We start from the raw sequence: 11,963 nt of genomic DNA, 5'->3' as shown, positions 1-11,963 counted from the left end.
CGAGTCACGCGCGCTTGCGTTGCTTCGGCTTCGCCGGCGCTTGCCCGAGCGCCGCGCGCCCCAGCTCGACGATCTGCGCGGACAGCTTTTCCAGCCGCGGCGATTGCACTTTCCACGCATGCCAATACAGCTCGACGTCGGTCGGCTCGTTCGGCGCCAGATCGACCAGATCGCCGCGCGCGAGCGCATCGCCGAATTCGAACTCCGGCACCATCCCATACGCGAGACCGCGCTGAATCGCCATATAGCGCGGCAGCGGCACCGGCACGTAGTGGCGCGGATAGGCATCGGGCGCGAGGCCGAAGCGCGCCTCGAGAAAGCGCGCCTGCAGCGCGTCCTTGCGCGACGACAGGATGACCGGCGCCCGGCGCGCCGCCGCGCGGGTGAAGCCGTTCGCAAACCACCGCTCGACGAAAGCCGGCGACGCCACCAGCCGATAGCGCATTGCGCCGAGCCGTTCGGCGAAGCAGCCGCGCATCGGCAGCGGCTCGGTCGTGATGCAGCCGATCGCGAGACCCGTGGCGAGCAGCGCGTGCGTGTGGTCCTGATCGTCGACGGTGAGATCGAGCAGCACGTTCTCCTTCAGCAGCACTTCCGTCAGCGCGGGGAAGAACCACGTCGACAGCGTATCGGCGTTGACCGCGGCGACGACGTGCAGGAGCGCCTCGTTGGCGCCCGCGACGTCGCTCGCGAAGTCGCTTTCGAGCAGCGCCGCGCGGCGCAGGTACTGCAAGAGACGCTGCCCCATCGGCGTGGCGCGGCACGGACGGGTGCGGACGATCAGCGGATTGCCGAGCCGCGTTTCAAGCGCGCGCACGCGCTGCGAGACCGCCGAGGGCGTCACATTCAGACGGATCGCGGCCTGCTCGAAGCTGCCGGTTTCGATGACGGCGCGCACGGCGGCCGTTTGCCGGGGATCGATTTCCATTTGACTAGCCCTGTTTCAGCGCGTTGATCAGCACTCGCAAGGTTTCCATGCCGCGCGCCTCGCGCACTCGTGAATACATCACGACATGCGAATCGGGCAGCAACGGCAGCCCAAGGCGGCTGCCGACATCGACGAGCCCGCGGGGCGCCACCCGCTTGGCGAGCGCCGAAACGGCAAGCCCGGCCGAGACTGCGGCGCCCATCGCCGCCACGCCTCCGCCGACGAACACCTCGTTCCAAGCGATGCCCTCGCGTTCGAGCGCGCGCAGCGCCACGGCTCTGACTTTGCAAGGCTCGGTCTGCACCGCGAGCGGCAGCGGTTCGCCGGCTCGCGGCTCCCAGCCGGGCGCGGCGAGCCAGGAAATCGGCTCGGTGAAGAGCAACTGCCCGCCGTCGCGCGGACGTTCCTCATCGGGCTCGAAGCGCACGATGACCGCGTCGAGCTGCCGCGCGTCGAACTGATCGAGCAAGACGGATGACGTGCCCAGATGCATTTCGATCACGAGCCCGGGATCGTGCCGGTGCAGCGTGGCGAGCAGCGCCGGCAGCTCGGGCCCCGCGACATGCTCGCTCAAGCCGAGCGTCAGTCGCCGCGATTCGATGGCGAGCGACCCGAGCGCGCGCTCGTGCGCGCTCAGCAAATCGCGCGCGGCATCGAGAAACGCGCTGCCTTCCGCGGACAGGCGCACCGAGCGCGGCGTACGCTCCAGCAACGGCTTGCCGAGATGAGCTTCCAGCCGCTTCAACTTCAGGCTGACGGCCGACTGGGTCGTATCGAGCGAATCGGCGGCGCGCGTGAAGCTGCGCAAATCCGCGACCAGCACGAACGCGCGAACCGCGTCGAGATCGAGCACTTTCATTTCTGATTGAAATGGATGAAATCGGGATTGATATCTGTTAATTATGTCAGAGCTGCCGTAACCTGCAAGCACCCATCACGAGCAGGAGAGTCACATGCCGTTCACTCGCATCGCAGTCGGCCAGGGCAAGTCCGCCGAGTACAAGAAGGCGCTGATCAACGGAATTCAGCGTGCGCTGATCGCAACCTTCAACGTGCCCGAAGACGACTACTTCATGGTCATCAACGAATACGACGCCGAAAACTTCGTGTTCAACCGGAGCTACCTGAATATCGCGCGCAGCGACGATCTCGTGATCATTCAGATCACGGCGAATGCCACACGAGGCGTGGCGGAGAAGAAGAAACTCTATGCGGCGATCGCCGCTAATCTGGCGGAAAGCCCCGGTGTACGGGGCGAAGACGTGTTTGTGAACCTGGTGGACGTGCCCAAGGAAAACTGGTCTTTTGGTCTTGGAGTCGCACAGTACGCGTGACGATCCCGGTTTCGCGTCCGCAATTGCGGCGCGGTGTGCGCTCCCCCGTCATACCGCGCCGAACAGCAGCAGCACGATCACGACCACCACGACGATCCCGACGATGCCGGAAGGGTAGTAGCCCCAGGCGCGGCTATGTGGCCAGGTCGGGAACGCGCCGATGAGCATCAAGATCAATATGATCAGCAAGAGGGTTCCGATGGACATTTGGGCTCTCCTTGTTGTCTCTTTTGCATCTCTTTCGTCGCAAGCGGTGTGCCTCCGGTCTTGTTTGGCATGGCGCGCCGTGTAACATGAGGTAACGCTGTCCGCCCCTTTTTTCGGGTTTTTGCATCGATGGGCGTGGGCGGCATCGACTCGAAATGCTCGGGGGAGCGTACATGTCTCGTGTCGTCGAAATGTCGCTGGATGCGCCCGCGCTGGTCGCGCGCGAGTGGATGCAGCAGAGCGTCGAGGAACCGGCTGCAAGGAAAACCGCCTCGGCGCGGGCGAAGCGAAATGCGAGTGCAGGCGGGATCGGCGAGGCGATCGCCGAAGCGCTGAATCATGTCGTCGAGTTTTCTCCGCAGTTGTCGCTGGTTTCCGCCCGCACGCCGCTGACGATCTATCCGCTGGCGCTGAGTCGCAAGCTGGCCGAGGCCGGATGGCGCGCGTTGGTGGAGGCGTCGGGCGAGGGGCGGCGGCTCGTCGTTTCGCGCCGCGAGGCCCATTCGCCGGCCGTGACGGTTCGCGAGATCGTCTACGACGCGCGACTCGAATCCGGCGTCTCGCTCGCCGAGCAGGTGCGCGACTTGCCATCCGAACTGCGGCAGGCGCTGGACGCGGCAGGCGCGCTCGCGTCGTTGGAGTCGGTGCTTGAATTGCAGCGCACGGTCTGGCGCTGGACACCCCATGACGGCCACCCAGTCGACGTCGTCATGAACGACGCGTCGGACACGCCCCCGAACGCGATGCCGCAAGCGCAACCGCGCTTTTGCGAGCTGCTGGTGTCGACGCAGTGCGACGACGGCGAAGCGGAGACTCCCCCCGAAGACGAGCCGCCAGCCCCCGAGAGCGAACAGCCGGACCCGCAAGACGAGCAACCGGATCTCAAAGACGACCAGCCGGACTCGCTGACACGCGCGCTCCGGACGCTTTACGCGGCGGCGCACGCACTCGTCGCCGGGCTGCCCGTGTTCCCGGTCTTGCACGGCTTTCTCGAACGCCCGCCTCACGATCCAGCCGATGAAGAGCCAGCGCGCGCGATACCGGTCGATCTCATTGACATCCAAACGCCGCATGCCGCGCTGATCGCCATCGGCGCCAACGTGGCGCAGCAATGGTTCGGCAACGAACGCGGCGTGCGCGAAACCGCGACCATCGAGTTCGTGCATCAGATGCGCATTGCGCAGCGGCGTCTGCGGACCGCGCTCAGGATCTTCTCGAGCTGGGCCGATGAGGACTGGACGACCCGCGTCGAGCCCGAGTTGCGCTGGCTCGGCGAACGGCTCGGCGAGGCTCGCGATCTCGATGTGTTCACCGATTCGACGCTGCCCGCGCTGGCGGCCGCCGATGTCGACGCGTCCACGTGGTCCGCGGTGCTGGCCGAGGCCGATGCGCGACGGTTCGAAGCACGCGCGCGCCTGCAGGCGGCGATGCGATCGCGCCGGTACGCGCAACTGTCGCTGGCGTGGCTCGCATGGCTCGCCGAATTGCCCATGCGCCGCGCGCCGGAAGCGGCCGGTGATTTCACGTTGCGCGAGTTCGTGGCCAAGCGCGTGCGCAAGCATTTCAAGCGGCTGACCGATACGTCGAAGCTCTCGGAGCTCGATGCCGCAGCGCGCCATCGCCATCGCATCGAGGCGAAGCGTCTGCGCTACATGCTGGAGTTCTTCGAATCGATCGCGTCGGGGCGCACGCGCCGCGATGTCGCCCGGACGTTGCAGCGGATTCAGAGCGTGCTCGGCGACGGCAACGACGCCGTGGTCGCGTTGGGCTTTCTCGAGCAGCTCGACATCACGCCGTATCAGCAAGGCTTCGCGCGCGGATGGAGCCAGGCGGTCAATCACTGCGCGGCTCAGGAGGGCGAGCGTTTGCTGCGCATGCTCGATGAGCCGCGCATCAAGCGCGGTGCGTAGCGATTGCGGCTATATTTAACCGATTGATCACTCGATCTCTTTAAACTCCTCATGACCCATCCCTCTACCTCGTCATCGCCGTCGTCCGAATCGAGCGGCGAAGCGCTGGAACTCGGCGGCTCCGTCTGGCTGCGCGCGGGTCATGAAACGCTTGGCGGGGCGGCGCGCATTGCCCTCCTCGAGGCGATCGGCGCAACCGGCTCGATCACCGGCGCCGCGAAAGCCGTCGAGATGAGCTACAAGGCCGCCTGGGACGCCATCGATACCATGAACAATCTCGCCGGCGAACAGCTCGTCACTCGCGCGGCAGGCGGCAAGGGTGGTGGCGGCACCAAGCTGACGCCGCGCGCGATCCGGCTGATCGAGACGTTTCGCGTGGTCGAGCGCGAGCATCGCAAGTTTATTGAACGCGCCAGCGCGGCAATCGATGGTTTTGCCGGCGACTGGGATCTGATTGGGAGAATCGGCATGAAAATGAGCGCACGCAATCAACTGTCCGGCACGATCACGTCGATCAAGCACGGCGCCGTCAACGACGAAATCTCGCTCGGCTTGCCGGGCGGCCAGATCATCGTGGCGGTCGTCACGCACGAGAGCACCGAGTCGCTCGGGCTCGTCCAAGGCGGGACGGCGTTTGCGCTGATCAAGGCGTCGTCGGTGCTGATCCTGGTCGACGATACGGGTGGCGCGCCGATCAAGATCTCCGCGCGCAATCAGCTGAGCGGCACGGTCTCGAAGGTCACGCGCGGCGCGGTCAATTCCGAGGTCTCGCTGGAACTCGGCGGCGGCACGGTGGTGACCGCGATCATCACGAACGAAAGCGTCGACACGCTCGCGCTTGCCGCCGGCGGAAAGGCGGTGGCCGCGTTCAAGGCGTCCAGCGTGATTTTGGGCGTGAACGGCTAGGCGAGCGGCTGGCTAAGTGAGCGGCTAAGCGTCGACGGCGTCAGGCATCGGAAGGGGGGTGCGCGATCGGCCGCGTATTCTGCTCGATCGCGGCCGGGCGCGGATTGTCGCGTCCGGCTTTCCAGCGGGCCCGGATGAACGGGCGCTCATGGCCCGATAAATGAAGCGCGATGTGGGTGATCCAGCGCTGGGTTGGCACCCGCACATCGTGCAGCGCCACCGTCAGCATCAGAAGGCTCAACGCGACCGGCACCGCATGCAGATGCCCCGGCTTCGCATCCCACGACCACCAGACGAACACCACGGCGGCCAACGCACCAACCGCGCAGCCCGCCACCGCTTCCGACGGCGAGTGCGCGTCGAGCACGACGCGCGAGAGCCCGACCGCAACCCCCGCCGCGAGACCGATTACGACGCCAGCGAGGCGAACCGGCCGCCGAGTGGGCAGCAGCATCAGAAAGAGCGCGACGGGATAGACGGCGGTCGAGAGCATCGCGTGGCCGCTCACGCCGGTGAAATCGAGCTCGCGCACGCCGACGCCCCAGCCCAGAAACGCAATTTTGGTCAACGCGACGACCCCGATCGCCACACCCAAGAGCCCAAGCCACGCGGCCGCGAGCCGCCACGTATAGCCGAGCGCAAGCCAGAGCGCGATCGCGATTGCGAGGGGCAGCGTCAGACCCGCGCCGCCAAGACGCGTGATCGAAAGCCAGAGGTGAGTGGGCAAGTCAGGCATGAAACCAGGGGGCGCACAGCGCACGGCCAGTCGAAGGGATAAATTCTTAACGCGCCACGCGATCAAAGCGACTACAACGAATAGCATCGCGCAAATAGAAGTATAGCGAGGACGGCCGGGTTGCCGGAACGCATCTGTGATGCGCCCCACCAGGCTTGGGCCGGCAGCGTGGCAACGAGCCGCCAAAGCGATCGGCAGTCTCCCAAAAATAGTGTTATGGTGCATTGCACCATCCTTGTAGTTCGCTCGATTGGAACTGCCCCTATTTTTAGCGAGCCGACTCGATGACCAAAAGTCTGACGAAAATCTGGCTGGGCGGCTTGAAGCGCCTCCTGGCGATTCAAGCGGAACACGCGCAAAAGCGCGCCAAACGTACGGGACTCAAGGCGAAACGTCCCGTTGGGAAGCCCGACAAAAAAGCCCGCAAGAGCGCGGCCGTTGCGGCCGTGCCGCCGGCGCGCGAATCGCGCGTGCGTCCGCGAGCGGCGGCCTGGGCCGGCGGCAGCTGGACGCGCTCGTTCCACTCGGCGCCGCCCGCGCCCGGACGGCTCGTCAATCACTTGTCTTACGGGCTCTATCTTCCGGCCGGCGCTGCTAAGGCAGAATCGATGCCGCTGGTCGTGATGCTCCACGGCTGCAAGCAGACTATCGACGAGTTCGCCGAAGGCACGCGGATGAATCTGCTCGCCGACAAGTTCGGCTTTGCGGTCGTCTATCCGGAGCAGTCGAAGCATAGTCACGCGCACCGCTGCTGGCACTGGTACGACGACCGCGAGAACGCGGGCCTCGGCGAGGCGAGGGCGGTGGCGTCGCTCGTCGATGCGCTTGTCGATGAGCACGGATTCGACGCCGAAAGCGTCTATGTCGCGGGGCTGTCGGCGGGAGCGGGTCTGACGTCGCTGCTCGCGCTCCACTATCCCGAACGGATTGCCGCTGTCGCGCTGCATTCCGGGCCGGTGTTTGGCGATGCCCACTCTGGTATCGCCGCCATGGACGTCATGCGGCGCGGCAGCCATCACGATCCGGTTGCGCTCGTCGACCAGGCGACCGATGTCGCCGCGTACCCGGGGATGCCGGCCATCGTTATTCATGGCGACGCGGACCGGGTCGTCGCGCCGAAAAACGCCGATCAACTCGCGGTGGAGTTCGCGCGGCTCAATGGGCTCGTCGATGCCGAGGGCGCCAGCGTGGCCGGGGACGTTCGCGAAAAACGCAAAGACGGGGTGCTCACGCGCGACTATGTAAAGAAGGGCGGCCGGCGCGTGGTGACGCTGTGCCGCGTCGCGGGACTCGGCCATGAATGGTCTGGCGGCGACGACGCCGTACCGTTCCATTCTTCAAAGGGACCGGACGCGAGCGCGCTGATCTGGGACTTTTTTCAAAAGCAGCGCCGTCCGCAAGCCGAACGGGCCACCGCAAGCCCCGCCGCAGCGGGTCTGAGCTCAATCGAAGCAGGCCGTGTCAGTTGAGCAACAGCTCTAAATTTGAGACTAGCATTCAACTAGGGTAATCCCTATAATGCGGGTTATCCCCTAGGCATTAACGCTTAGTCAAATTCTGGAGTCCACCATGTATCTGCTGAGCCGCCTGTTCTTGTTCCTGACGAAGTCCACCGAGCAACGCGTGAAAGAGCACAACGACGCGTATCTGGCCGAAGCCACCGATCTGTACGATCTCGAATTCCGCATGCGCAAGATCGACCGCGAAGCGTCGGTTGCGTATCCCTCGTGGATGGTGCAGCGCTAAGCTGCGCCGGCTAGCGTCGGACGAAGCACATCAAAATGCCGGCCCGTGGGCCGGCATTTTGCATTTCGTTTCGACGCGAGGCCAAGACCTTTTTGATCGTTCGGCCGCGTCAATCAGGGAGCCGGCGTGTTGGGCGCCTCCGGCTTTTCGGGCGTTTGCACGCCGAAGCAGCCGCGATAGGTCGCGTAGAACGAGCAGTAGAGCATCGTGGTCAGGATGACCGATGCGGGCATCAACACGGCGAGTGCGTAGTCGGCCGCGCCGACTGCCTGAAGCAACGCCGACAGTCCGAGCGACACCGTGATGGCCGAAGCGAACCACAGCGCCGCATAGACGATGAACGCGCCGCGATTGCGCCAGCAGCTCACGACGCTGAAGAACATCGCTTTCGCGGGCGGCACGTCGTGCCATGCCGCTAGAACCGGCGCGAACCAGAACAGCATCGAGACGGGCACATAGCACCCCAGCGCAACCAGCACAGCGAGCGGAATCGCGCTGTTGGCAAACTCTGCCTGTGCGACTTCGGCATTGCCCATCATCAGTTTGAACAGCACGCCGCCGTCCGCGAGCGCGGAGCCAGCGAATACGAGCGCCATCGCCACGACGTACAACGCGCCGAGCACGGCCAGCCGTTGCGCGACGACACCACCATACGAGCGGAACCCGTCGATGAGAATCGTCGGAAACACAGGCTTGCCGGCGACCGTGTCGCGACACGCGGCCATGAAGCCCACCGCGACGCCGGGAATGAACGCGAGCGGCAGCACCGTGCCGACGACCGGAATCCGCGAGACGAGCGTCATCGCGACGAGATAGGTGAAGAAGAGCGTCAGGAACGCCAGCGGGTTTCTGCGGAACAGCCAGATGCCTTGCCGGAACCACACATAGCCGGTCTTTGCGGGGACTTCGATCAGTTGCATGTTGGGACGCCGGGGAGCGCGCTGCCGTTCAGGCGTTCACGCAAGATGCGCTCGAAATGGGTGGGGTCGTGCGGCTTGAGCATTTCGGCGGCACGCGGCATATGGAAATCATACAGGCGCGAAACCCAGAACCGATACGCGCCGGCGCGCAGCATGTCACTCCAGTGGCGGCGCTCCTCCTGGGTGAACGGACGCACGGTCTGGTAGGCACGCAGTAGCGCTTCGACACGCGCGGTATCGAGGCGACCGGTTGCGAGGTCGACGCACCAGTCGTTGACCGTGACCGCGACATCGAACAGCCACTTGTCGCAGCCCGCGAAGTAGAAATCGAAGAAACCGCCGAGACGCACTTCGTGGCCAGTGGCCGGGTCGGCATGCGCGAACAGCACGTTGTCGCGGAACAGGTCGCAGTGGCACGGACCTTCGGGCAGTGCCGCGTAATCGCGCGAGCCGAAAAACGCCTGCTGATGCGCAAGCTCGCTCGACAGCAAGTCGCGCTCGGCCTCGCTCAAGAACGCCAGCACGGACGGCACCGTCTCCCGCCACCACGGCAGGCTGCGCAGGTTCGGCTGATGATGCGGGAAATCGCGTCCGGCGAGGTGCATACGCGCGAGCATATGGCCGACTTCGGCGCAGTGCTCGCTAGTCGGCGCGAGCTGCGCCGCGCCTTCGAGCTTGGTCACGATCGCGGTGGGCTTGCCGTGCAGCATGCCGAAGAGGGCGCCGTCGTCGCGCGGAATCGGGTCGGGCACCGGCACGCGATGCGACGCGAGGTGGCGCATCAGGTCCAGATAGAACGGCAGTTGCGCGGCCGTCAGCTTTTCGAAGATCGTGAGAACGTATTCGCCGCGCGTCGTCGTCAGAAAAAAATTGCTGTTTTCGATGCCGGACGCAATGCCACGAAAATCGACGACATCGCCGAGATCGTAATGGCGCATCCATTGCGCGAGTTCTTGTTCGGTGACAGGGGTGAATACGGCCATGCAGGAAACTTCGGAGTCAGGTTGGTCGGACCGGCATTCGCGGCCAGTGCGGGAGTGTGTTGCCGGCTTCGGTCAGAGCCAGCCGTGGTGCCGCCTTTGACGAGGCGGCACGCGCCTTGCATCAATAGTGCAGGTTGATCGAGGGCAGGCGTGTGCTGGGCTGCCCGTTGTCGCGCACCTGCGGCGACGTATCGGCCGGTGCGCTCATTTGATAGTGGGTGCCGAAGTTGGATCGCACGTCGATTTCGACGGGCTTGCCTTTATCGCGGTATTCGGTGATTTCGGTGCCGTTCGGGGTCTTCTCGTAGTAGCTCGGCGTGCGCGGCACATTGATGTCGACTTTCGACGAGACTTGCGCTGCCGGGCGATTGATCGCGTCCAAATCGGGCAGGCCCGCCGCTTCGTTGGCGGCGTGCGCCTGCGCGTGGGCTTGCGCGTCGTCGGTAGGCTGAGCCGCCATGGCGACTCCGCCGAAGGCAAGCATCGCGGCTACGGCGACAGGAAGGTACGGCTTCATGGTGATTCTCCAAGAGAGTGTGCGAATTCTAGCAAATACGTATCCGTCCCCGGCGTGGACCATTCAGTTATTTTGCGCTTTTGCGCGCTCCGCTGCTCGCGCTCGCGGCCTTGCGCGGCGCGGGTGCGCTGGCGCACGGCGCGTCGTCAGGGCGTGATGGTTCCGTGGTAATGTCGTCTCAATTAAGCGAGGCGAATGAAGATGAAGAACGATCTAACGCACAACGGGCGCGCTGGGCTGCCCGCCGAATTTCCCACTGAAGCCTTTACTGATGCAGCGGACGCCGTCGCTCGCTTGTCGGCCATCTACGAATCGAACACGGCTTATCTGCGCGACGCGTTCGCGCGCTATCGGCGCAATGAAGCGTTCGATCGTCACGTGCGCGCGTGCTATCCGTTCGTGCGCATTCGCACCGAGGTCAACACGAACATCGATTCGCGCCGCTCGTACGGCTTCGTTGCCGGCCCGGGCGTCTTCGAGACGACGGTGACGCGTCCGGATCTCTTCGGCAACTACTATCGCGAGCAGCTGCGTCTGCTCGCGAAGAACCATCATGTGCTGATCGAAGTCGGGGTGTCCGACAAGCCGATTCCGATTCACTTCGCGTTTGCGGAAGGCATCCACCTCGAGGGCGATCTCGGTCGCGAGAAGCTCACGATGATGCGCGACGTGTTCGATACGCCGGACCTGGCGCAGCTCGACGACCGCATCGTGAACGGCACCTACGAGCCGCCTCCCGGCGAGCCGCATCCGCTCGCGCTCTTCACGGCGCCGCGGGTCGACTTCTCGCTGCACCGGTTGAAGCACTACACGGCCACTTCACCGACGCACTTCCAGAACTACGTGCTCTACACGAACTATCAGTTCTACATCGACGAGTTCGTGAAGCTTGGCCGCGAGCTGATGTCCCATACCGACGATGACGAGTTGCGCGCGTATCGCGGCGAATACACCTCGTTCATCGAGCCGGGCGACGTGGTCACATACAACGCCAATCTCGACGAGCAGCCGGAAGAGGGGACGGGCACCGTGCCGGCGCGTCTGCCGCAAATGCCCGCGTATCACTTGAAACGCGCGGACGGCAGCGGCATCACGATGGTCAACATCGGCGTGGGGCCGTCGAACGCGAAGACGATCACCGATCACATCGCCGTGCTGCGTCCGCATGCGTGGGTCATGCTCGGTCACTGCGCGGGGCTGCGCAATACGCAGCGTCTCGGTGACTACGTGCTGGCGCACGGGTATGTGCGCGAGGACCACGTGCTCGACGCGGACCTGCCGCTATGGGTGCCGATTCCGGCGCTCGCGGAAGTGCAGTTGGCGCTGGAGCGCGCGGTCGCGCAGGTGACGCTGCTCGAAGGCGCGGAGTTGAAGCGCGTGATGCGCACGGGAACGGTGGCGAGCGTCGATAACCGCAACTGGGAGTTGCGTGACTATCGTGAACCGGTGCAGCGGCTGTCGCAAAGTCGCGCGATTGCGCTCGACATGGAAAGCGCGACGATCGCCGCAAACGGCTTTCGCTTCCGCGTGCCGTACGGCACCTTGCTGTGTGTGTCCGACAAGCCGCTGCACGGCGAACTGAAGCTGCCCGGCATGGCCGATCAGTTCTATCGCGCGCAAGTCGACCAGCACTTGCAGATCGGCGTCAAAGCGATGGAATTGCTGCGGATGAACGGGCTCGACCGCTTGCACAGCCGCAAGCTGCGCAGCTTCGCGGAAGTCGCGTTCCAATAAGCGCTGGTAAGTTGGTAAGGGCCGGCAAGAAGTGTGGCGCGC

The 11,963-nt window shown here is 64.7% G+C and carries 13 protein-coding genes; 6 read left to right on the top strand and 7 right to left on the bottom strand.

The features are described from left to right. Window positions 1–4: 4 nt before the first annotated feature. Both AAHK20_RS19495 and AAHK20_RS19490 read right to left on the bottom strand, forming a co-directional pair. Window positions 5–928 carry an HTH-type transcriptional regulator ArgP gene (locus tag AAHK20_RS19495; RefSeq protein WP_449183144.1) on the bottom strand — a complete coding sequence of 308 codons (924 nt, stop codon included), beginning with the start codon at window positions 926–928 and terminating at the stop codon, window positions 5–7. 4 nt (window positions 929–932) lie between these two features. Then, window positions 933–1,787: a LysR family transcriptional regulator gene (locus AAHK20_RS19490; RefSeq protein ID WP_449183143.1), complete on the bottom strand. Its 855-nt coding sequence runs from the start codon at window positions 1,785–1,787 to the stop codon at window positions 933–935. A gap of 94 nt (window positions 1,788–1,881) precedes the next feature. Here AAHK20_RS19490 and AAHK20_RS19485 point away from each other — a divergent pair, with 94 nt between their 5' ends. Beyond that, on the top strand, window positions 1,882–2,262 hold the full coding sequence (locus AAHK20_RS19485) for a tautomerase family protein (protein ID WP_449183142.1): 381 nt from the start codon (window positions 1,882–1,884) through the stop codon (window positions 2,260–2,262). Between the two features lie 48 nt (window positions 2,263–2,310). Here the strand turns inward: AAHK20_RS19485 and AAHK20_RS19480 are convergent, their stop codons facing one another. Beyond that, on the bottom strand, window positions 2,311–2,469 hold the full coding sequence (locus AAHK20_RS19480) for a DUF3309 family protein (protein ID WP_449183141.1): 159 nt from the start codon (window positions 2,467–2,469) through the stop codon (window positions 2,311–2,313). A gap of 173 nt (window positions 2,470–2,642) precedes the next feature. On the opposite strand from AAHK20_RS19480, the gene AAHK20_RS19475 reads away from it, so the two are divergent. After that, complete coding sequence (locus tag AAHK20_RS19475) at window positions 2,643–4,379, top strand: CHAD domain-containing protein (protein WP_449183140.1); 1,737 nt, start codon at window positions 2,643–2,645, stop codon at window positions 4,377–4,379. Between the two features lie 51 nt (window positions 4,380–4,430). Next, window positions 4,431–5,285, top strand: a complete 855-nt coding sequence (locus AAHK20_RS19470) for a TOBE domain-containing protein (protein WP_449183139.1) — start codon at window positions 4,431–4,433, stop codon at window positions 5,283–5,285. A 40-nt stretch (window positions 5,286–5,325) separates the two neighbouring features. Here AAHK20_RS19470 and AAHK20_RS19465 read toward each other — a convergent pair whose 3' ends face one another. Beyond that, window positions 5,326–6,021: a phosphatase PAP2 family protein gene (locus tag AAHK20_RS19465; protein WP_449183138.1), complete on the bottom strand. Its 696-nt coding sequence runs from the start codon at window positions 6,019–6,021 to the stop codon at window positions 5,326–5,328. Window positions 6,022–6,305: 284 nt separating this feature from the next. On the opposite strand from AAHK20_RS19465, the gene AAHK20_RS19460 reads away from it, so the two are divergent. After that, window positions 6,306–7,490 carry an extracellular catalytic domain type 1 short-chain-length polyhydroxyalkanoate depolymerase gene (locus tag AAHK20_RS19460; protein WP_449183137.1) on the top strand — a complete coding sequence of 395 codons (1,185 nt, stop codon included), beginning with the start codon at window positions 6,306–6,308 and terminating at the stop codon, window positions 7,488–7,490. A gap of 100 nt (window positions 7,491–7,590) precedes the next feature. Continuing rightward, the gene (locus AAHK20_RS19455; protein WP_449183136.1) at window positions 7,591–7,767 is read left to right on the top strand and encodes a DUF3563 family protein; all 177 of its coding nucleotides are present in this window, start codon (window positions 7,591–7,593) and stop codon (window positions 7,765–7,767) included. A gap of 113 nt (window positions 7,768–7,880) precedes the next feature. On the opposite strand, the gene AAHK20_RS19450 is transcribed toward AAHK20_RS19455, so the two are convergent. The 3 genes from AAHK20_RS19450 to AAHK20_RS19440 all read right to left on the bottom strand — a co-directional run bounded on the left by AAHK20_RS19450 (window position 7,881) and on the right by AAHK20_RS19440 (window position 10,187). Beyond that, window positions 7,881–8,687 (bottom strand): BPSS1780 family membrane protein, encoded by an 807-nt coding sequence (locus AAHK20_RS19450; RefSeq protein ID WP_449183135.1) that lies wholly within the window; start codon window positions 8,685–8,687, stop codon window positions 7,881–7,883. After that, window positions 8,678–9,670: a homoserine kinase gene (locus AAHK20_RS19445; RefSeq protein ID WP_449183134.1), complete on the bottom strand. Its 993-nt coding sequence runs from the start codon at window positions 9,668–9,670 to the stop codon at window positions 8,678–8,680. The genes AAHK20_RS19450 and AAHK20_RS19445 overlap by 10 nt, the downstream gene beginning before the upstream one ends. Before the next feature lie 121 nt (window positions 9,671–9,791). Next, the gene (locus AAHK20_RS19440; RefSeq protein ID WP_449183133.1) at window positions 9,792–10,187 is read right to left on the bottom strand and encodes a hypothetical protein; all 396 of its coding nucleotides are present in this window, start codon (window positions 10,185–10,187) and stop codon (window positions 9,792–9,794) included. Window positions 10,188–10,388: 201 nt separating this feature from the next. Here AAHK20_RS19440 and AAHK20_RS19435 point away from each other — a divergent pair, with 201 nt between their 5' ends. Next, entirely contained in the window at window positions 10,389–11,921 is a 1,533-nt protein-coding gene (locus AAHK20_RS19435; RefSeq protein WP_449183132.1) for an AMP nucleosidase, read from the top strand. Window positions 11,922–11,963: the final 42 nt, after the last annotated feature.

The sequence above is a fragment of the Trinickia camelliae genome, assembly GCF_053525655.1.
The sequence above is the reverse complement of the archived record's forward strand: the minus strand, read 5'-3'. Positions and strand labels throughout refer to the sequence as shown.

Coding starts and splice junctions, on each gene's coding strand:
- AAHK20_RS19450 (WP_449183135.1), bottom strand. CDS start 8,687: ATGCAACTGATCGAAGTCCCCGCAAAGACCGGCTATGTGTGGTTCCGG.
- AAHK20_RS19445 (WP_449183134.1), bottom strand. CDS start 9,670: ATGGCCGTATTCACCCCTGTCACCGAACAAGAACTCGCGCAATGGATG.
- AAHK20_RS19475 (WP_449183140.1), top strand. CDS start 2,643: ATGTCTCGTGTCGTCGAAATGTCGCTGGATGCGCCCGCGCTGGTCGCG.
- AAHK20_RS19470 (WP_449183139.1), top strand. CDS start 4,431: ATGACCCATCCCTCTACCTCGTCATCGCCGTCGTCCGAATCGAGCGGC.
- AAHK20_RS19485 (WP_449183142.1), top strand. CDS start 1,882: ATGCCGTTCACTCGCATCGCAGTCGGCCAGGGCAAGTCCGCCGAGTAC.
- AAHK20_RS19495 (WP_449183144.1), bottom strand. CDS start 928: ATGGAAATCGATCCCCGGCAAACGGCCGCCGTGCGCGCCGTCATCGAA.
- AAHK20_RS19455 (WP_449183136.1), top strand. CDS start 7,591: ATGTATCTGCTGAGCCGCCTGTTCTTGTTCCTGACGAAGTCCACCGAG.
- AAHK20_RS19465 (WP_449183138.1), bottom strand. CDS start 6,021: ATGCCTGACTTGCCCACTCACCTCTGGCTTTCGATCACGCGTCTTGGC.
- AAHK20_RS19480 (WP_449183141.1), bottom strand. CDS start 2,469: ATGTCCATCGGAACCCTCTTGCTGATCATATTGATCTTGATGCTCATC.
- AAHK20_RS19435 (WP_449183132.1), top strand. CDS start 10,389: ATGAAGAACGATCTAACGCACAACGGGCGCGCTGGGCTGCCCGCCGAA.
- AAHK20_RS19490 (WP_449183143.1), bottom strand. CDS start 1,787: ATGAAAGTGCTCGATCTCGACGCGGTTCGCGCGTTCGTGCTGGTCGCG.
- AAHK20_RS19460 (WP_449183137.1), top strand. CDS start 6,306: ATGACCAAAAGTCTGACGAAAATCTGGCTGGGCGGCTTGAAGCGCCTC.
- AAHK20_RS19440 (WP_449183133.1), bottom strand. CDS start 10,187: ATGAAGCCGTACCTTCCTGTCGCCGTAGCCGCGATGCTTGCCTTCGGC.